We start from the raw sequence: 21,221 nt of genomic DNA on the forward strand, positions 1-21,221 counted from the left end.
TCCTCTAGTAAAAATGATCTACCCTAATTCCTTACGCCTCTCCTGTTATGTAACTTCGTGTAAATGATCTGATACATGCATCCGTCCCTTTTGATGTATTCACATACCTGACATCCTATTCCTGAAAAATAAACACTTATCTAAAACATATGTATAAAAGTACGAGCCTTAGTAGTCAAGAATCAGAAGATCATACAAATATTTTTCGCACATACAAAAAGGCCACAACTCAAAAAACATGAATTGCGGCTTTTCGTATCTAGCTTGTTAATGGAATGCCTTCCAAAACGCTCCCTGTGTATTAATAATAGGCATAATCTCTTTAAATGGAATCCGAAAAGTAGGAAAGCCTGCAGCATAAGGTGCGATTTCATAGGGAGGAAAATAAATATACAAAGCGTCCTCATGCACATAAAAGGGCTGGTCCGGCGCGATTCCTTTGAAGGCATTAGGAAAAACATAGGAGTATTGTGGGTCTGTCTTAATCATTTGGCCGATAATGTAACTTAAAATCTTTACATAGTCACTACTAGGTTTGAATAAATCCTGTAGCTTATAGAATTGCCCCGTCACCAAATCAATTGGAGGATAGATTTGTGTAGGCATTCCATGTGCAGCTCCAAACGGATAGTTATAACCCTGTAGCTTTAATTGCACAAGCTGATTATTGAAGAAATCAACAGAGAAGTCACCGAAATAATTATAATCTAACTGGACATTCGGATCGATCGGCTTGACTTGAGATAAATCTTTTAAACGCTTGTTTACTTGTTCCTGAATCGTGCTGGTAGCCATTCCTTCTATTTGCGGGTAGTAGACGAGATAATCCTTGTTAGGATGGTACATCTCCTCTTTGACCCGGTATTGCCTGGTAAGTGGAATAACCGTATTTTGTGCATAAATCAATGTGCCATTTGGTTGATAATAGCTTACTCGCTGGTTCACATCAGCCCTAATTACGTTTCCTATCTTACTAAGCGTTCCGTTCCCTTTAAGAATGGGGAGATTCTTCATGATCTTTCCAAACCGATCGATAAAGAAGGTAGACTGTTCATTAGTCGCTGAGGCTATCCCATCCTGATATTTCTCTACTTTATTAAACACGAATTCTGTAAAAAAACGCCCATCCTTATCAGCAATTGCATATGTAGAACCCATGTATGGTGCTTTGCTGTCCTTTAGAATGCCTGCTGCTACCCGGTCTTCCCCTAACATCTCAATATCACTGTACCCCGGCTTAATTTTGAATGCTCCTGTTTTATCAATCAGCCCCAATGTAAACACGAAATCATCCACCGATGTATTAACTACAGCACGATCTCCTTTGAATGCCTGTGCTGAAGTAAATTGCGGCTTGATGATTATTTTTCCTTGTTCATCCATATAGCCAAACGGCTCTTTTTCTTTATGCTGAACAGCCATTAATCCATCGCTCAACGGACCTACAGCATGGTAGGGATACGTATGTAATATCTCCCCATTACGGCCTAAAAGCGCATATTGATTCTCTTTGATTTTGACAACTGCCTTCCCGTCAATGAAATCATTGGCTTCTTCATATTTGTTAGGTATCACAACCTTCCCTTCCAAATTAAGATAGCCGTATCGATACCCCTGTTCATTTGTATCAGCAAATACTGCCCTTCCATCTCGGTACGTTCCAATAAAAGAGTGGGGTTTATCGCTCAACACCTTTCCCTTGTCATCTATCACCCAAAAGCCCTTGTCATCGATTACAGTTGCCCGACCTTCCGTAAACGAGCTAATTGAATTGTAAATAGGCTTTACAACGTACTGAGCTTGTTCATTGATTAATCCGGTACCATTTGCGACCGTTACAACAGCAAGCCCGTTCTTTTCAAAGGGAAGGGCGTATACAAATTGGGGGATGATTAAAAACTGTCCGCGCTCATTAATATAGCCCCATTTCACTCCTTCCCTCGTACTCATGGATGCCGGATAAAGAGCAACTAACTTTTGTGTTATTTGTATACGAATCGTTTTAATTAACTCATTCCATTTTGGTGCATAGATAGCTGATGATTTGACTCGGATACCTGCTCCTATAGATTCAATAGCCTTAGCGGGTAAATTTTCCTGCAATTGAGCTTCAGCCAGATAGTACCAATAGAGCGGATGAGCCGTATCTTCAAAAACTGCCTGCCAACCAGCACAGTCTCGCTTGAGCATCACCAGTGAAATTCCCCCAGACCATCTATACGCAACAGCAACGCTTGGATTGCCTTTTTTACCTGTGTCAATTGTACGAACATAAGATGAATGTTGAGGCTTTATCATTGGCAAAACCTCCGCATCATCCGGCAAATATTGCCGTGCCGCCTCTAAAACATCCGATTCCTCCCACATCATGAGGCACCCTCCTCTAGTTGTGTTTTTCATATTCTATGTAATAGAAAAGGCAATGTACCAAACAAAAAAGCATCTGTCACAGCAATAACGCTATAAACAGATGCTCTACATTTATTTTTATTTTTTGCTAACGGAATGCCACGTCACATAAACATTTGCCTAAAGTGCCTGCTCAATAAAATTCTTTATACGCTTTTGATACTCTTCTTTTGCTACGGTGAATGATTTCGTGTGTCCTGCTCCAGGCACTATCCAGATCTGTTTTTCTCCTTGTGCTGCGTCAAAGATTCGATAAGCCATCTCTGTTGGCACCAGCTTATCCTGATCGCCGTGGATGATAAATAACGGTCGAGTATTCTTCTTCACTTGTTCAATAGGAGAAACTTCTGCAAACGAATAACCTGCCCGTAGCTTAGTCGTCCAACTCGTTGTTTGCATAAGCGGGAAAGTCGGCAACTGATATAAATGCTTCAACTGATAAGCCAATTCCTCGGTCATGGATGTGAATCCACTATCCTCAATAATTCCTTTTACCTCAGGTGGCAGCTCCTCGCCGCTAGTCATTAAGACTGTGGCTCCACCCATTGAGACTCCATGTAAGAAGATATGCTCTACTTTTGCCTGTTTCGTTAGCATTTTAATCCACCCTAGATAGTCCTTACGATCATGCCAGCCGTATCCGACATAGTCGCCTTCACTATTCCCATGGCCACGCGCATCCGGCATTAGCACTTGAAAGCCTAAGTCATGATAGAATTTTGCGTAGCTTTTCATGTCTTCCCCTTTACGGCGATAGCCATGAGCTAAAATAACTGCCTTGTCGCTAGGTTGATCACTTGGTATGTAAGTGGCTTTTAGCTTTAATCCGTCAAAGGACGTTTGCTCTAAACTGCCCTTTTCCTGATTTTTGTACCATTCCTCTACACTGATTTTATCCCGTTCCACTTCTGCATCTACAGGGGTAGTAGCAGCCTCCTGCTCACCAGAATACAGCGTGACCTGACCATCACGACTGATGCTGATCTGATAAAAATAGCTACTGGCGGCAATGATCGCAATAAAAAAGAAAGCTACGATTGAGCCACAAGTAATAATGAGTCGTCGTTTGTTCATGCGTGTTTCTCCTCTTAAAGTATGCTTATTCTGTTCTCACAGGTTGTTCGGTGTTACATTTCCTTGAAATAGAAATCAATACCAACTAATTCTATAAAAAATAACAAATCCCTCTGAATGTTATTGCGGACTGTCCGATTTTTGGCAAAGGTGTTACCTGTGACCAACCCTTCTTATAGAAAAATGAGGCACATTCCATTTTATTTTTTGATTCCCCTATTAATGCCATCCATCATTCGCTGTATAGATACCTCGCTACCATTTACTTCCACAAAAATTTTTCCATTCCTCTTTTTCAATAAGCAAAAAGCCATGCGCAAGAATCGCATGACTTTTTGGTTGTTGTCTATTTACTAAAGATTTTTTCAGCTTGATCCAATGCCATTTTTGCCCCAAGTGCTGAGTAATCTAGCCACGGTTGTTCTGGAATCATGTAGACGTGATTTGCTTTCACGGCCTTTAAATCTTTCCAGATCGGATTGCTCTGTAATTGCTCAAAAATCTTGTCGGCCCCACCTCTATTGTTCACAATAACAAAGATGGCATCTGCATCAAAATCTGGAAGGACCTCTTGTGAAATCACTTCAAAAGCTTTCTTTTTATTTAGCTTCTCTACACCCTTCGCAGGTTTCAAGCCTAAGTCCTCGTATAAAATCGGTCCCATTGGTCTTCTTGTGCTAAATACGCGTAGCTCTTTCCCCGTGACACGTATTCCCATCACGGTTCCATCACCGATTTTGCTCTGTACAAGCTTTTTCACACGATCTGCCTGTGCTTCGTAATCCTTAATAAAGGCTTCCGCCTGCTGCTCTTTGTTTACAAGCTTTCCTACTTTTTTCAACGTATCTCGCCATGTACCATCATCTAGGTTAAATGAATGTGTTTTTGCAATTTTTTCATACTTAGATAAATCTTTTCCGGCATATTGTTGATCTACATAAATTACATCTGGTTTTAATGCTAATAGAGCTTCCATATCAGGGTCTGCTACTACTCCTAATGGTTTCGTATCCTTCAGACGATCAGCTACGTGAGGCAGGAAGGATTTTAAATCGCCACCAATTACAGAACCAACTGGCGTAATGCCTAATGCAAGCAGGTTATTTGTCAAATGGATGGACATGGAGGCAATACGGGGCTCTTTCTTATCTGCCGATTGCTCGACTGTTTGCCCTTTTGTCGACTCTGTATTTGACTGTGGCGTTCTTTGTCCACAAGCAGACAATACAAAAATAGTGAGGATGCACATTAGAATCAGTAGTTTCTCTTTCATTTTTTCTCCTTTTGAAAATGATTTATTTTGTTTTACCTAATACATATAAAAAATAGGGGGCACCTACAGCAGCCACTACTACTCCGGCTGGAATCGCATTTGGTTGAAAAATAGCACGACCAACCGTATCTGCAATCACTAGAATGACCAAGCCAATAAGACCCGCTATTGGTAGCAAATGCTGATACAACGGTCCAACCAGTCGACGCGCTAAATGAGGAGCAACTAACCCAATAAAACCGATTCCTCCCACCATCGAAACACTGGCGCATGATAAGGCTACCGCGGTTATCAGTAATAAGAAGCGTTTACGGTTCACGGCAGTTCCAATCCCCATCGCCACTTCATCCCCAAGTGAGAAAGCATTCAGTGCTTTTGATTGGGTGAATGCATATGGTGTAAAGATCAGAATCCATGGCAGAAGAGCCACTACATTGATCCAATCTCGTCCCCATACGTTACCAACCAGCCATCTAGAAGTGAAAGCATATATTGTTTCATCTAAGGCAAGTGACAGAAACAGCGTAATTGCACTAAAGCCTGCTGTAATGGCAATGCCAACCAGTATGAGGCGAATCGGCAGCAACCCTTTATGTCGATCATAAGCTAGGAGCATGATCAGTACCGCGGTCACTACACCACCTAAAAAGGTAAACAGCGGGATCAATAAAGCTTGAGACCCTTTTAGGGATTCAAAAAAACTAACAAAGATCATCAAGCCAAAAGCAGCACCTGCATGCAGACCCAAAATCCCCGGATCTGCCAATGAATTACGGGATACCCCTTGCAGTATAGCTCCCGAAACTCCCAAGCCCACTCCAGCAAGCATGGTGACAACAATACGCGGCAGGCGGTATTCAAATAAAACCATCATATCCTCTTGACTGCCATTGCCTATAAAGGCTTGTAAAACAGTTAACGGAGCAAGTCGGATAGAGCCTGTATTAAGACTGATAAGAATGGTAACCAAGCTAATAAGCACTAGAATGATTCCGACCAATCCGGCTCGCCTGTCTCTTTTGAAAATGCGCTGTTCCATTTATAAGCTCCTCCCTTCTTTGCGGGCAAGGTAAAGAAAGAAAGGAACACCGACAAGTGCCACCATTACGCCTATCGCTAACTCTCTAGGCGGATTTATTGTCCTTGCTCCCAAGTCAGCTAACACCAGCAGAATTGCCCCTAATAAAGCTGACATTGGAATAATAAATCGATAAGTAACTCCTACTAGCTTTCGGGAAATATGCGGAATGACTAATCCGACAAATCCAATGGAACCAACAGCAGACACAGACACACCAGCAAGCAATACAGCAAGCGCCATTCCAAATAACCGAATCCGCTTTGTATGAGCGCCTAAATTATCTGCCACCTCGTCGCCCAATGAAAGTAACGAAACAGAACGCCCCAATAAAAAAGCAAACAAAATGGCAATCAGGATAACCGGCACCAGTATCTTAAGATGAGACCATCTCACTCCAGAGACACCACCGGCATACCAAAAGGCTAAATCTTGACTCAAATCATAATAAATAGCGATTCCTGAACTGAGTGAATGTAGAAAAGCTGCAACAACCGCTCCGGCGATCGTTAGACGCAATGGTGTTAATCCTCCAGTTGCCCTCGATCCCAATAAAAAGATGAGTAAGGTACTAAGCACCGCTCCTAGAAATGACAGAACCATCAAGCTTGAGTAGGTCAAATTTGGAAAGAATGCAAAGCTGAGCGCTACAACAAACGTAGCACCTGCATTAATCCCCAAAATCCCTGCATCAGCTAGCGGGTTACGTGTAACTCCCTGCATCAACGCCCCAGCAACTGCGAACGCTGCTCCGACAACAGCAGCCCCAATCACACGCGGTAACCGCATTTCGTGAATAATTTGATGTGTTGTCAGCTCTGCATTATAGGAAGTAACAGCCGTCCATACCGTTTCTAGTGTCAAATCCTTTGCTCCAAATGAGATGGCTATGAACATAGAAGCAAGTAAACCGACAAGCACCAAGAGAAAAAGCATCGAGATGAGTGATAGACTCCATCTTGCTGTAGTTATTTTTATCACAAGCTTATTCAACAGCATTCCTTCTCCTCAAACCAATTCTTGTTTGAATTTTATGTATAACAAGCTTACTTTTTGAAAATGATAATTATTTTCAGTTGTGATTATAGCTTGGTTACTTATAAAAAATCAAGAAAAATTATACCCACAATTGTTTTTATATTTTTGTGAAAGTTGTTCCTTCATTCATGATCTATCAGATCGAAATCAATCTCTAACGTCAATAAAAAAACAGCACCTGTTGGCGCTGAGTTTATAAAAGGAGCCATACTGCGTTGTTGAATAATGACTAGATATATCGTAGTGCTGAAGTGTTACGCCAGTATGACAAAAAAAGAAAATGATACGATCGTGATGCTTAAACGACAAAAAGTCACCCTGACAGGTGACTTTCCATTAATAAATGACGGTATGATACTCCTATGCTTACGAATGAACCAATTCGATTTGGACGACCTTTAGCTCTGAGTGTTGATCTTGCTTTTGCTCTACGACTGTCCAATTCTTAGAGAGCACAGACTGTAGCCAGATGACTTCCGCTTCTTTCAGCTTAATTTCCGATAGAGATTCTCCCTTGTTTTGATAATCACGGTCAGCTACTTGGTTTAGTCTTACAGAGATCAGATATTTAATCCCATTGATTGTATTAAATTTAATCTGATATCCTTCTCTGACTGCTTGTTCAAGCTCATTCCAGTTTTGTCTGGAAAAATCGAGCAGATGAGAAAAGTCGAAGTCATCGCTACATTGCTGAAAATCGCTGATATCTTCCTTTTTTAAAGCGTCCAATAATTCTTCATCTGTCACACCCTCTGCTCGAAGGACTTCAATCATCAGGGCTTCATTTTGCGAAAGCTTTACTAGAGACATTGTGAATCCCCTCTCGATTTTTGACTTATTCACTGAATAAATGACAGGCAACCTGGTGACCCGCGCTAATCGATACTAGCTTTGGCTGCTCTTCTGCACAGCGTGACGATGCATAAGGACATCTCGATTGGAACTTACAGCCGCGAATGGTTGACAACGGGCTTGGAATGTCCCCTTTCATCATGATACGATTTTGATCGCGCAGCTTCGGATCAGCTACCGGTATAGAGGAAAGCAGTGCTTGTGTATAAGGATGTGCCGGATGCTCATATAGCTCGCCACTCTCAGCTACTTCTACCAATTGGCCTAAGTACATCACTCCAATTCGATCTGAAATATGACGGACCATCGATAGATCATGGGCGATGAACAGATAGGTCAACCCTAGTTCATTTTGCAAATCCTCTAGCATATTGACCACTTGGGCTTGAACAGATACATCCAGTGCTGAGATTGGTTCATCGCACATAATAAACTCCGGCTTCACAGCAAGAGATCGGGCAATGCTAACCCTTTGTCTCTGTCCACCGCTAAATTCATGCGGGTAACGCTCCAGATGTTCTTTCTTTAAACCTACACGCTCCAAGAGAGCCGAAATGATTTCCTTACGCTCATTTGCCCCGAGCGATTCATGGATATTCATAGGTTCACTGATCAGCTCAAAGACAGTCATACCCGGATTTAATGAAGAATACGGGTCCTGAAAAATTGTTTGCATTCGTTTGCGGAATGGCTTAAGCTGTTGTTCGTTCATTTTTGCTACATCATGTCCATCAAACAGTATTTTCCCTTCAGTCACATCGAACAGTCGAACGATACTGCGTCCTGTTGTAGATTTACCACAGCCAGACTCACCAACCAGTCCAAACGTTTCTCCCTTATAAATCTGAAAGCTGACATCGTCCACAGCCTTCACATATGTCTTTACCCCACCAAAAAAGCCTTTATGGATTGGATAATATTTTTTGAGATGCTCTACATCAACTAAAATGTCTTTGGTTTTCATACCGATTCCCCCCGATCTCTTCTCCCAGCCAGCATTTCATCCGTTGATCGGAGCCCAATTCATAAGAAGGCGGAATCTGATTCAGACATTTATCCATCATATGCGGGCAACGCTCGGCAAATGGACAGCCATTCGTAGGGTTTAATAAACTAGGCGGAGTTCCCTCGATGGGAGTTAGTCTTTCTTTATTCCCCTTATGATGTTTCGGCAGGGAACGCAAAAGCCCCTGTGTATAAGGATGCTGCGGGCGATAAAAGATATCCTCAACCTTCCCCTCCTCCATCACCATACCGCTATACATGACAATTACTCTTGTACATACTTGGGCAACTACACCCAAATCATGCGTGATCAGCATAACTGCTGTATCTGATTGGTTAGCGAGCTCTTTTATTAAATCAAGAATCTGCGCCTGAATCGTTACATCTAATGCGGTAGTAGGCTCATCGGCGATCAATAGCTCCGGTTCACATGAAAGCGCCATTGCAATCATCACTCTCTGCCTCATTCCGCCGCTGAATTCATGGGGATATTGGTTGAAGCGTTCCTCAGCAGAGGAAATGCCTACCTGTTTTAATAATTCGATTGCCTTTTGTTTCGCTACAGACTTACTCACCTTTTGATGTCTGATGATTACTTCCGTTAGCTGACGCCCGATTTTATATACCGGATTCAGCGAAGTCATGGGGTCTTGAAAGATCATAGCGATCCGATTCCCACGAATTGCTTTATGCTCCTTTTCTGTCGCTAAAAGCAGATCCTTTTCACCAAAATTGATCTGTCCACCAACAATTTTTCCCGGGTGTGCAATCAAAGAGAGAATGGATTTGGCGGTTACGCTTTTTCCACTTCCCGACTCGCCTACAATCCCAATTATCTCACCTTTGTGTACGGAAAAACTGACTCCTCTAACAGCCTGCACCTCTCCAGCGCGTGTGAAGAAGGACGTTCTTAAATTCTTCACATCCAATAAAACTTCCGTCATATGACTCACTCCAAGCTGATCATCTTCATTCGTTATTCTATGTCTATTCGTCATTGGCTTTTGGTTCAAAGGCTACTCGCAAAACATCCCCTAAGACATTAAAGCTCATTACCGTAAGCAGAATAAACAAGCCGGGAAATAGAGCTAAATGGGGTGCTTCCCCTATAAATCCTTGTGCGTTGTTTAGCATGCTCCCCCAGGATGAATTAGGCTGTTGAATACCTAATCCCAGAAAGCTCAGCGCCGACTCCATCAAGATGGCAGAAGCAATATTGATGGTCGCCGTCACAATGATAGTAGAAGAGATACTTGGAATGATGTGATAGCAGATCATTTTAAATGAGCTTTGTCCCGACACCTTGGCGTACAATACATATTCTCGTTCCTTGACAGATAGTGTCTCTGCTCGGACAAGTCTAGCTACATTCATCCAGGTCAAAAGTCCAATAATAATAATCACGGTTTGAATACTAGGCTTTAAATACACACTTAGAATCAGCATTAATAAAAAGGATGGAATTGACATTAAAATCTCTACGATGCGCATGATGATGCTATCGACCATACCTCCAAAATAGCCGCTAATCGCTCCAATTGTTGTACCAAGTCCGGTAGCGATAATCATAGCAGCAAATCCCACCAGTAAAGAGACTCGCCCACCATATAGAGCCCGAGAAAAATAATCTCTACCGTAATCATCAGTTCCAAAAAAGTGCGTTTGGCTCATCGCCTGAAGCCTATCCTGAATAACGATCTGATTAGGATCATACGGAGCTAAAAAAGCAAATAGGGAGCCTAGGGCAAAAACAAGCAAAATCATAATCGAGATCAAGCCCAGCTTATTAGAGAACAATTCCATTTTTACGTTATTCCATCTTCTTCTATTCATCTTGCTACCTCCATGCCCTGATTCGAGGATCAACTACGCTGTATAGGATATCTGCCAGTAAATTGCCGATGATAAGCAAGACGGACGTAAACATGGTAATCGCCATAATGATTGGGTAATCAAATCCAAAGGCAGCCTTAATACTAAGTGAGCCAATTCCCGGCCAAGAAAATACCGTTTCAGTAATAATCGCTCCAGCAATCAAATCAGGTAATGACATCCCCAGAAGGGTAATAATCGGTAAAAGTACATTTTTTAGCACATGGCGAAAAAGAATCTGCCATCGGGTAGAGCCGTACGCGTATTGGATTTGAACATAATCCTCTTTTAGTTGTCCAATCGTATTGGAACGAATATATCTCATATAAACAGATAATTGCCCAAAACTAAGAACCAAACAGGGAAGAATCCCGTGCTTGATAACATCCCAGGTGGAGGTCACTCCGATTGTTCTTATTCCCATGCTAGGAAGAAGATGCAGTTTAATCGCAAAAAAGTAAATCAGAAGCATAGCAAACCAAAAGGCTGGAATAGAAATGCCTACATATGAAAACATATTTAAAATACTGTCAATCCATTTATTTCGATTTGCCCCTGCCAGCAATCCTAATGGAATAGCCAACAGAACAGAGAGAAGGATAGAAGCTCCCATTAACCCTGCTGTTGCCGGCAACCGTTCGATTACCTGTGTCAGCACAGGCCGATGATTGATAAGCGAATAGCCAAAATCACCCATAAACACATTTTTCAGCCACATCAAATACTGAACATACCCAGGTCGATCTAATCCCATGTTATGCCGAATCCGTTCGATATCCTCAAGGCTCATTTTGGGAGTAATGAAGGCTTGCAGGGGATCACCGGGAGCCAGCTTTATCAAAGCAAAGCAAACAATAGAAATAAAAAATAACATTGGAATGGATTGAAGAATCCGTTTTGCTATAAATGAAAACACATGAATGCCCTCCTACAACAGCTTCTGGGAATGAAAATAAGCTGATTCGAATCAGCTTATTTTCTCCCTTGTTCCCTATAAATGATTGAACTATTATTATTGCTCGTAAATTTTCGACAAATCCTCAAACATGGTAACCGGCTTCGTAACCGCCTCTTGCAACCCACCAAATTTTTTGTCCACCGCTATAATGGATTTAGGGTATGCAATGGGATAGATTGGTACATCATCTGCTACTGTTTGCTGGATTTTTTTATACAGCTCAGCACGTTTTGCCGTATCAACCTCTACAGCAGCCTTGGACCATAGCTGATCAAACTCTTTGTTATTGTAGTGCGAATAGTTAAAAGGCTCTGTACTAACAAATAGAGATTTATAAGCATCCGGTTCATAGCCCATAATATAGCCGCCAAAGGACAAGTCATAATCTTTGTTTTTCATATCCTGAGATTTGTTTGAGAACGCTGCTGGATCTAATGGCTGTAGTTCGATTTCAATTCCGATATCCTTCAATTTCTGCTGTAGATAGAGCGCTTGGCTGGTTTGCGGTTTATTGTTATTCACATAGGCCAATCTAAGCTTCAAATGATTGACTCCTGCTTTTTTAAGCAATTCCTTAGCTTTCTCCACGTTATAATCATACGTAGGCAACTCCTTTGTATAGTAAAGCGCATCAGGAGTAAGCAAGGAATAAGCAGGCTCAGCATAATCAAGAGACGAATACGCTGCATGAACTAATTCATTTTTATCAATCGCATAGGCAATCGCTTGGCGAACCTCTTTTTTCTGTAAAACATCAATATTGAGGTTAAAAGCCATGTACACCAATCGACCTTCATTATATTTAATTAAGGTAAACATCTGCATGTCATTCATCTTGTTATAATCCTGTGGGTCGATGAACTTCATTTGAATTTCGCCATTTTGCATTGCTAAATTCGCAGCGTTACTATCCTTGGTAATTCGATACGTGATCGTGTCCAAATAGGATTTTCCTGCAAAGTAGTTATCAAAACGTTCTAAGGTTACATACTCTCCAGGTTTATATTCCTTGAATTTGAACGGACCAGAACCGACTGGACTGAAGTTTTTTTCACTCTTTTCAATATCCTCTATATTTTCAAAAATATGTTTAGGAATAGGGGAAACCTGAACCAAAGCTCCCTCAAAAGCTGCACTGACCTGAGGAAGTACAAAGTCTACTGTTGTATCGTCAACTTTTTTCACCTGAATCGGCTTTCCATCTAAGACAAACAAGCTTCGTTGTGGGCTGTGTTGCTTTTCATCCAAAATACTAGCAAGCGTAAAGACTACATCATCAGCAGTCAGCTTTTTCCCATCATGCCAAGTCAGGTTATCTCGCAGTTTTAGCGTATAGGTTAAAAAATCCTTGGATTGCGTCAGGCTCTCAGCCAATACAAATGTTTTCTTCCCCTCATTGATTGTAAATAAGGGTGCAAACAAGGATTGATTAATCGTTAAGGTCACGCGATCCCCAGCATAGTTCGGGTTAAGTGCGCTAGGATCATCGCCAACTGCGATTACCAAGCTTCCCCCATTTTTGGGTGTCCCGCTCCCGGCTACAGGTTGACTTTGGTCTCCTCCCTGCTGAGGTGCTGTACCTTCACTAGCACAGCCGCTAAGAAATAAAAGGATACTCATCATAATAGAAATAATTCCAAAGCGCTTCGTCATGTCGACTCCTCCGATTTTGATCTTCATTTCGGGAATAACGTTAAGTTGTTTTCTAGTATAGCACCTTAACGAAAAAAGGCAAGTAAACCGATCGGAATTAATCCATAAAATAAAATAAAGCAGCCATTACAGGATGACTGCCTGTTAATGCCTGCTTTACATCTGGATAATTCGGCTTTGCACAAGATTCGCTCCTCAAGCATGAGAAGCTCCCTACTGATGTTATTCACAAGGAAATGATAAGGTGATCGCAGTGCCCCTGCCTACTCCTGTTTCTACCTCGACTGTCCCGTGATGCCCCTCTGCAATGGCCTTTGCAATACTCATTCCCAGACCGGAGCCTTCTGTCTTCTCCTCCGTATGAGTGCCACGATAATAACGTTCAAATAGCTTTTCTTTCGTTTCCTCATCCATTCCTAATCCTTCATCTTTTACAATTAATATTGCTCTATTCTCCTGGCGCTTCGTCATAACTGTAACCATCGTCCCCGGAGGAGTATGCTTGACTGCATTGATAATCAGGTTATCCAGCATGCGCGTGAACCACTTCGGATTAGCCATCATGTACAGTGGCTCAGGATTACTTTCGTAGGTAAATGAGGTTTCCTCTATGGTTACGTCATTGATATGCTGCAAGATAATCCTTCTTACAAATTCATTTAGCTCCACCCGTTCTACAAAAAAGGATACCGCATTGTTCTTTAATTGAAAGGAAAGGGAAAAATCCTCTACTAAGATCCGCATATAATCCGCCTTTTCTCGAATCATATGCCCCACTTGCTGTAATTCCGTTTCTGTCCAATCAAGCTGTTTGCTTTCAAGCATATGTCCATAGCCCTGAATGGTTGTCAGAGGTGTTCGCAGGTCGTGAGTAATTCCAGTCATCCACTCTTCTCTGGTTTTTTCTAACCGTTTTTTCTCCCGCTCCGACTCTGTTAGCTTTTCAGCCATTTGATAAAAAGCCTCAATAACCTCCTGATAAAGTCGATATCGCATGCGTAGCTTTCCGCTTTTACGATACGCATTTTTCCTGTCCTTCTTGGTCAATACCTCATCGTAGCGTCCCTGTCCCATTCGCTCCAGCCAGCCAATAAATAACAGCAACGGCTGACCATAACGATAGCCATGCCAGATGGAAAAAAGAATGGCCAGAGCAAAAAGTCCCCCGCATAATTTTACAAGAATATAAATGATTTCATGTAAAAGCGGTTGCTTCTGATACTCTCCGTCTTTTTTCGTAATATGTAGAACCCACGTATTAAGAGATGTAGGGTCATAATATACATCAATTTTCGTCGGATAAGAACCTGGCTCCATCTGCATCTTCACTAAATCAATAGGAAGATACTGCTGTTTCTCTGTTTTTTTGCCAATTGTTTGAATAACATTTCCTTGTGGATCGACAACATGTAGGTAACCTAGATCATTCACTTCTTTTTCTATCTGTGCCAGAGAAGAAGTGGCCACTATTCCTTGATGAGCATAGCGGGCAAACCATTTAGCCGCCAATTCTTTGTTTGGTTCACTATTACCTAGTAAAAATAAATACGGTGAATCAAATGTGTTATAAATCTTTGTGTATATCGTATATGAATTCCAATGACCTGTTTGATGAATCCCCCACAGCTCATCGATTCGATAGCTGTTTGGCAAGCCTTCGGGAACATTGACTGAATGAATAACGCGCCCATCTTCCCTAACGATTTGTAGCCACATGCCCTTTTCACGTATCTGCTTTAGTAACAAGTCATTTAATTGGACTTTGTCTTTTTCAATTATGGTATCAGACACCATTATGTCCAGTGCACCTGTGGGAAAGTTCCGTTTAATCTCGTTCTGACTGATTTCTTGTACAAGTACAATTAATCCCACAGTGATGAGCAGAAGTGTTCCGATTGCAAGTAAAAAAAACTGATACATAAAGTGTACAGCTAGCCTTCGTTTTAACCTACTCACGTCTGTTCTCCTTGACAAGTTTGTACCCCAGCCCTCGAACGGTTACCAGATATTTTGGATCACTGGGATTAACCTCAATTTTTTCACGAATTCTACGAATATGAACCATGACCGTGTTATCATCTGCTAGACCATCTAATCCCCATACCGCTTCATACAATTGACCTTTCGAAAATATCCGATTGGGATGTTTACACAAATAGAGCAGCAACAGAAAAACCTGTGCCGGACACGAGACCCGCTGTCCTTCCACGATAAGCTCCCCTGCCGTTTCGTTTACGATAAACCTGCCAAAATTGTAGCTATATGTTGTAATCTCTGGCTCTGAGATTGGAATAGATAAATTATCTCGTCTCAGGCGAGCCTTAATTCTCGCAGCGATTTCCAATGGATTAAATGGTTTTGTTACATAATCATCTCCGCCTGTAGCAAATCCCGTCAAAATGTCCAAATCGGAGGCTCTTGCCGTAACAAACAAGATATGGGCATGGGACATCTGCCTGATTTTTGGACAAATATCAAACCCACTTTGGTCCGGCAGCATGACATCAAGCACAATGAAATCTGGTTTCTGCTTCTGAACCATTTGCAAGGCTTCCTTTGCTGTTGAAGCGTGAAATATCTGATGAAAGCCTTCATTTCTCAATACTTTCTCCAGCATCATAACAATTGATCTTTCATCATCAACAAGTAAGATCTTGGCGTTCTCCACAATTCTCCACCTCGTTGTTATCCTATCACAGTAACCTTAACAACACCTTAACGTTAAGGCGGAGATTTTATCCCTGCATAAGGCTGTGTTTACTTTTCCATAAAGGAGCTGTTTTATCGTAGTGGCCGAGATGAATACGAAATGGAGCTAAACAGACAAAGAATAACAATCGTAGACGGAATCTGCGGAGTAAGACTTTTAGGTGTCCTGATGGCTAACGTGTTGATTTTTCAATATGGACTGTCAATAAAAAAAACAAGTTAGTCTGTTACACATAACTACTATTTTGTTCAAACAAAGAGCGATCGTTTTCATAGTGAGCTGTCTAGGAAAACAATCGCTCTTACTTTTATTTTACAAAGTAGCTTAGGAGTACGTTCTATTGGAGTCAGTCAAAGCAGAGGAACATCGCCTTCGTATTCATGGCTTTCTCATTCTATTATTTTTGATGCACAAAAACCTATTTTTTAATCCTTTGTAACAAGAATCTTATTTGCTAAATAACATACTTTTGGAAATATTTCCAATCTATTACTGAAAGATGGTGTTCATAATGTCAGCAACAGAAAAAGGCTTAGCCAGTCGAATAGATTTCTTTGCTCGCGGCAATGATCAAGCTCTTTGGCATAACTGGCAAGTTGCTTCAAGTAAAAGTGGTTGGAGTGGCTGGACCTCCTTAGGTGGTGCCATTCATTCACCTGTAGTAGCTCGTAATGCTGATGGACGCTTAGAGGTTTTTGCTATTGGTACAGATAATGCCCTCTGGCATATTTGGGAATTGACCCCGAATGGTCGTTGGAGTGATTGGGCTTCTCTTGGCGGTTGGATCGATAGGTTAGCTGTAGGTAAAAATGCTGATGGGCGCTTAGAGGTCTTTGCTCGGGGGAGTGATCAGGCTCTTTGGCATATTTGGCAAAGTGCTCCTAATAATGGCTGGAGTAAGTGGGACTCCCTCGGTGGCTGGATTGATCTGCTAACCGTAGGAAAAAATGCTGATGGGCGCTTAGAAATTTTTGCTCGGGGCAGCGATCAGGCTCTTTGGCATATTTGGCAGAGTGCTCCTAATAATGGCTGGAGTAAGTGGGCTTCCCTTGGTGGCTGGATTGATCTGCTTGCTGTAGGACGCAATGCCGATGGGCGCTTAGAGATCTTTGCTCGGGGGAGTGACAAGGCTCTTTGGCATATTTGGCAAAGTGCCCCTGATAATGGCTGGAGTAAGTGGGACTCTCTCGGCGGTTGGATTGATCTGCTTGCTGTAGGACACAATGCTGATGGACGTTTAGAGGTTTTTGCTCGGGGGAGTGATCAGGCTCTTTGGCATATTTGGCAAAGTGCTCCTAGTAATGGCTGGAATAATTGGGCTTCCCTTGGTGGGTGGATTGATTTGCTAGAAGTAGGACAGAATGCGGACGGGCGTCTTGAGGTCTTCGCTCGGGGTAATGACAAGGCTCTTTGGCATATTTGGCAGAGCGCTCCTAGTAATGGCTGGGGGAATTGGGACTCCTTAGGTGGGGGGATTGACCAGATAACGGTAGAGTCCAAATTCCGTTAATGAAATACCTAGTAATGAATTTATCAGTTTCATACACGAAAAGATAAAAGAGAAAATGGAGATTAACATCGACTGATTGTTACATCTCCATTTTCCTTTATGTTAGCAAAAAAGATTTGTAACCTACTTACAGACTTCTTTCTAAAGCTCCACCATAGGGATTAATCTTAAACGTAAGCTACTCCCCTTTGATAATCTCTTGTACTCTACCTACCATTCCGTTCGTCAATCTTACTTTAATACCATGTGGATGCGTGCTGGAATTCGTCAGTATGTCTTTCACAATTCCTCTTGTACGCTTTCCTGTTCGCTGATCTTGTTTTAAAACAATCTCCACTTCTAGCCCAGCTATGATCTCACTTCGCTTTTTCCCATTCATGTCCGCACCGCCTGTACCATGCTATATCATTCCTATCTATTTGATTACCAACGCAAAACTTCATCTAGTCCCTTCCAAGTGATAAAACGTTCACATTCACGCAGCCTCCCCGTTCCAATCTCGTATTCGTCCATCTCCTCCGCCTGCAAATCTAGAAGATGAAGCATGCCCCCATAGGTACCAACTGCCAATAGCGTTTCGTCCTTGGAGACCGCTATGCCAGAAATCGTACTGCCGACAAAATGACGCCATAGCTCCTGACCTTCTGGATTGATATAACACACGTAGCCGTATGCATTGCCAAGCACAGTGCCCCCTGATAGTGCCACAGCAGTATAGACCCTGGATTCTTCATCCATGATTGGCCACTCTTCTACTGATTTCGCCTGACCATTATCCACCTCTTTCAATGGAACGCGAAACGTTATTCCATTATAAAAGTGACATGAGTTAAACCAAACGCTCTGATTGTCTTTAGAGAATAAGCAGTAATGCGGGTAGCTAGACTCCGGGTAGAACGAATGGCTCTCCCCTGTTTTTCGATCTATAAGCAAATGGTCACTGCATTGACTGCCAAAGGCAATCCAACGTTCATCATGGGAAACAGAAGCGTGGGGCATATCAATATCAGTATCCTCCAGCTCATCTTCTAAGCACTCTGACACACTAGGATGCAGGAGAGTTACTTGATCTTTTTCTATGAAGTAAATCCCGTACCCACTAGCCAGTAGCAAACTTTTCCCGTCTGAAAATGGAATTACTTCCTCTAGTATTTCCTCAGGATGCTCACAATCTGCAAGCGTATTCAAATCAGGAATTGTTGTTTTAATCTGTGACAATAAATCCTCCCAACGAAACACTGCTACTTCTTCTCCCTGTAAATGTCGATCCGGATGACGAATCAGACGGATATCCCGCTGACTAACCAAAGCATATACAGAACCATCCATCGAGCAGCCAATATAGCTTAACTCTTTACATTGCTCTACGCCCTCTTCACTCGCTATGAAAACACTACTTTTCTCCCATGTTGCTCCTGAGGTGAAGACGAGTGTTTTGCCATCCAGAAATGAAATAGACCTTACAGCCTGCATCTCCTTTTCAAACCTCGTAGCCAATGGCCATGTCGCAGGAGGAAGCTCTTGACGAAGCTGTTGCCATTTACCCTTCTTGTTAGCGGCCTTTATCATTTCGAAAACTTCTTCCGCCAATTGAGACCTTTGATCATCTGAAGGATACGCAGGCTCCTGTTTTCCTTCCATCTCTTTTATTTCGCGGATAAAACGGTTTACATCTGAAGCATACCGTTTTCCTTCCTCACGCCATGCCCCTGCCACTTCTTTGTTTAGCCAGTCCATGTCTTCCCCTCCTAGATGCTTTCGTTAAAAGAAACTGAATTCACTTGTAAGCCGATATGATTAACTCCTGATTCTCAAGAAGGGAGGTGGGCGGCATCAATCTATCCTCTAGAAACTCCTGCCGTCTTCTCTCGTGAGTTAATCCATCCTTGTTTTTCTCTTACGGGATAGATGATGAAATTTGCTCTCCCGTCATGGAGCACGCTGCAAGAACAAGCCAAAAATTCTTGTCATCATAACCATTGATGACTCCACTGATCCTATATCCAGGATATAAATACTCTGGTTTTACCTGACTCTTAACAGCCTCGTACTCTGTGACTGCATAGACGCTATCGTTTACCCTAATGATAATTCCCTGAGGATAAAACATTTCGATGACTCCCATGATTTCCTGCCCTATGCTATACTCACTTTTAATCTGATCCCATTCTGCCTTATATGGTTCCAGCACGAAGTTCCATAGCCTTTCAAATTCAGCTTTATCTATCACTTCATCGTCTGCATACTCTATTTCAATCTCACTTAATTTAAAATCAGGTCTAGTCGATACCGTATAATGATCGTTATCGGTTACCACAATTTGTCGATATGCGACTCTGCGATCATCAATCTCAAAATAATAGAGTTCATTCTCCTCCATTACTGGCACTCTTACATATTGCATGAATTGTCGCTCCCCCTCATACCTTTATTCGTATAAATCCACTCATTTCTTTCGACTTTGCTAATCTTCAAATTTTTTCTGTAGCTTATGGAGTATTTTTACGATAGCGTCCCGATTCTTCGCCTCTTTCATATACGCAGGAAGGGAATGAGAAGCAGTTCGCATAGGACCATTTGCTGGTTTTTCACGCAAGGTGGCTGACGTATAGGATATCAGATAGCTCAAATGCTCTCGATTTACAGCCCACACCGGTTTCCCGCGAAAATAATCCAAATAGTATAGCTCCATATGAAAAATGGGATCCCTCCCACCTCGAATATCCTGATATCGCCAACGATAATCTGCCACTCTATGCATTGGCACTTGATTGATTGTCTGACAATGAGGGCAAGCTATATTCAGTTGTTTTTGGGTTAGTTGCTTTTCATCCTTTACTTCCAGATTGAAGTATCTTTCACAATGCTGGCATACCCCTCTAGCCGAGTATTTATAGGCTTCCATTTGCGTTTCGGCATGATAACACGCTCCGCATCTTAGAACATATTCATTAGATTCTATTGAAATATATGCGTTTTTCGAACATTTCGGGCAATGCACGACTATCTTGCCCCCATAATGAGTTACCATATTAAAGCAATATTTATGACCATACTCGTCTGTAAATCGTTCCAATATAGACCCTCCTACTTGTTTATCTATAAAATGATTGATCCTTCTCTTCTACACCTACAGCGTTATTGACCTATCATATATATCGTCAAAATGGTAGACGTCTCTTGAATCGACCAAATAAACTAGTCCAGCACTTTTCTGAATCAGATGATCAACGGGATTAAAAGATATCCTTGTTCCCATAAAAAACCTAGAGATTCTCCATAACATTACACCTGATTTTGATCTGATCTCACAACTAAGCAAAAAATATCAGGTTATTGGCTTTCATTTATTCACATTGGATACAACAAACGAAATGATTGCTGCTTGTCGGAACTTTGCCCCTTTGTATGATATACCAGAGGAAAGTGCGACAGGGACATCCTGTGGGGCACTAGCATGCTATTTGTACAAGCATAAATTCATTTCTGATCAGGCCATTCACCGCTTAGCTTTCTCTCAGGGTCACAGCATGAATCAGCCTTCCACCATTATTTCAAGACTTTCTATTAAACAGGGGAAAATCGAACAAATTGAGGTTGGCGGGACTGCATCAAATATTCAACAAAGGTTCGTCATCATATAAATGTTATTCTGGAAGCCCCGTGTAATATACAAAAAAAGACACCTGAATTATAAGGTGTCTTTTGATTTGCGATATGATAGTGCATCGATAGTTATTCTCTTAGAAATGTCTATTGTTCAGCCATTGATTAAGCTGTGACTTATCA

19 protein-coding genes are annotated in these 21,221 nt (G+C 41.9%); 2 read left to right on the forward strand and 17 right to left on the reverse strand.

Translation table 11 applies throughout. The features are described from left to right. Positions 1–267 precede the first annotated feature (267 nt). The 13 genes from O0550_RS14255 to O0550_RS14315 all read right to left on the reverse strand — a co-directional run bounded on the left by O0550_RS14255 (position 268) and on the right by O0550_RS14315 (position 15,880). A complete protein-coding gene (locus tag O0550_RS14255) occupies positions 268–2,370 on the reverse strand; it encodes a WG repeat-containing protein (protein ID WP_258426676.1) in 2,103 nt (700 codons plus the stop codon). A 159-nt stretch (positions 2,371–2,529) separates the two neighbouring features. Continuing rightward, positions 2,530–3,483 carry an alpha/beta hydrolase gene (locus tag O0550_RS14260; RefSeq protein WP_003334427.1) on the reverse strand — a complete coding sequence of 318 codons (954 nt, stop codon included), beginning with the start codon at positions 3,481–3,483 and terminating at the stop codon, positions 2,530–2,532. A 346-nt stretch (positions 3,484–3,829) separates the two neighbouring features. After that, positions 3,830–4,756: an iron-hydroxamate ABC transporter substrate-binding protein gene (locus tag O0550_RS14265; RefSeq protein WP_258426677.1), complete on the reverse strand. Its 927-nt coding sequence runs from the start codon at positions 4,754–4,756 to the stop codon at positions 3,830–3,832. A 22-nt stretch (positions 4,757–4,778) separates the two neighbouring features. After that, positions 4,779–5,795 carry a FecCD family ABC transporter permease gene (locus O0550_RS14270; RefSeq protein ID WP_096887104.1) on the reverse strand — a complete coding sequence of 339 codons (1,017 nt, stop codon included), beginning with the start codon at positions 5,793–5,795 and terminating at the stop codon, positions 4,779–4,781. Then, complete coding sequence (locus tag O0550_RS14275; RefSeq protein ID WP_258426694.1) at positions 5,796–6,770, reverse strand: FecCD family ABC transporter permease; 975 nt, start codon at positions 6,768–6,770, stop codon at positions 5,796–5,798. Between the two features lie 468 nt (positions 6,771–7,238). Beyond that, positions 7,239–7,682: a YehS family protein gene (locus O0550_RS14280; protein WP_003341127.1), complete on the reverse strand. Its 444-nt coding sequence runs from the start codon at positions 7,680–7,682 to the stop codon at positions 7,239–7,241. Positions 7,683–7,707: 25 nt separating this feature from the next. After that, the gene (locus O0550_RS14285; protein WP_163245880.1) at positions 7,708–8,688 is read right to left on the reverse strand and encodes an ABC transporter ATP-binding protein; all 981 of its coding nucleotides are present in this window, start codon (positions 8,686–8,688) and stop codon (positions 7,708–7,710) included. Continuing rightward, the gene (locus O0550_RS14290; RefSeq protein WP_031309379.1) at positions 8,663–9,673 is read right to left on the reverse strand and encodes an ABC transporter ATP-binding protein; all 1,011 of its coding nucleotides are present in this window, start codon (positions 9,671–9,673) and stop codon (positions 8,663–8,665) included. Before O0550_RS14290 ends, O0550_RS14285 begins: the two co-directional genes overlap by 26 nt. 43 nt (positions 9,674–9,716) lie before the next feature. Then, positions 9,717–10,562 (reverse strand): ABC transporter permease, encoded by an 846-nt coding sequence (locus O0550_RS14295; RefSeq protein WP_258426678.1) that lies wholly within the window; start codon positions 10,560–10,562, stop codon positions 9,717–9,719. Between the two features lie 4 nt (positions 10,563–10,566). Next, positions 10,567–11,517, reverse strand: coding sequence for an ABC transporter permease (locus O0550_RS14300; RefSeq protein ID WP_003334415.1), 951 nt, complete (start codon positions 11,515–11,517; stop codon positions 10,567–10,569). A 96-nt stretch (positions 11,518–11,613) separates the two neighbouring features. Then, positions 11,614–13,212, reverse strand: coding sequence for an ABC transporter substrate-binding protein (locus O0550_RS14305; protein WP_022585491.1), 1,599 nt, complete (start codon positions 13,210–13,212; stop codon positions 11,614–11,616). Between the two features lie 222 nt (positions 13,213–13,434). After that, entirely contained in the window at positions 13,435–15,168 is a 1,734-nt protein-coding gene (locus tag O0550_RS14310; RefSeq protein ID WP_258426679.1) for a sensor histidine kinase, read from the reverse strand. Beyond that, positions 15,161–15,880, reverse strand: coding sequence for a response regulator transcription factor (locus O0550_RS14315; protein WP_258426680.1), 720 nt, complete (start codon positions 15,878–15,880; stop codon positions 15,161–15,163). Before O0550_RS14315 ends, O0550_RS14310 begins: the two co-directional genes overlap by 8 nt. A 553-nt stretch (positions 15,881–16,433) precedes the next feature. Here O0550_RS14315 and O0550_RS14320 point away from each other — a divergent pair. Further along, positions 16,434–17,432, forward strand: coding sequence for a PLL family lectin (locus O0550_RS14320; protein ID WP_003341146.1), 999 nt, complete (start codon positions 16,434–16,436; stop codon positions 17,430–17,432). Between the two features lie 178 nt (positions 17,433–17,610). On the opposite strand, the gene O0550_RS14325 is transcribed toward O0550_RS14320, so the two are convergent. From O0550_RS14325 to O0550_RS14340, 4 genes are all read right to left on the reverse strand, one after another. Then, positions 17,611–17,811, reverse strand: a complete 201-nt coding sequence (locus tag O0550_RS14325; RefSeq protein WP_003334410.1) for a YwbE family protein — start codon at positions 17,809–17,811, stop codon at positions 17,611–17,613. Positions 17,812–17,855: 44 nt separating this feature from the next. Continuing rightward, positions 17,856–19,169 (reverse strand): WD40 repeat domain-containing protein, encoded by a 1,314-nt coding sequence (locus tag O0550_RS14330; RefSeq protein ID WP_258426681.1) that lies wholly within the window; start codon positions 19,167–19,169, stop codon positions 17,856–17,858. A gap of 160 nt (positions 19,170–19,329) precedes the next feature. Continuing rightward, positions 19,330–19,836, reverse strand: a complete 507-nt coding sequence (locus O0550_RS14335; protein WP_258426682.1) for a hypothetical protein — start codon at positions 19,834–19,836, stop codon at positions 19,330–19,332. Positions 19,837–19,896: 60 nt separating this feature from the next. Continuing rightward, positions 19,897–20,508: a hypothetical protein gene (locus O0550_RS14340; RefSeq protein WP_003341154.1), complete on the reverse strand. Its 612-nt coding sequence runs from the start codon at positions 20,506–20,508 to the stop codon at positions 19,897–19,899. A 208-nt stretch (positions 20,509–20,716) separates the two neighbouring features. On the opposite strand from O0550_RS14340, the gene O0550_RS14345 reads away from it, so the two are divergent. Further along, entirely contained in the window at positions 20,717–21,076 is a 360-nt protein-coding gene (locus O0550_RS14345) for a PhzF family phenazine biosynthesis protein (protein WP_255253119.1), read from the forward strand. Positions 21,077–21,221: the final 145 nt, after the last annotated feature.

The sequence above is a fragment of the Brevibacillus halotolerans genome (genome assembly GCF_026891775.1).
GTDB lineage: Bacteria > Bacillota > Bacilli > Brevibacillales > Brevibacillaceae > Brevibacillus_B > Brevibacillus_B halotolerans.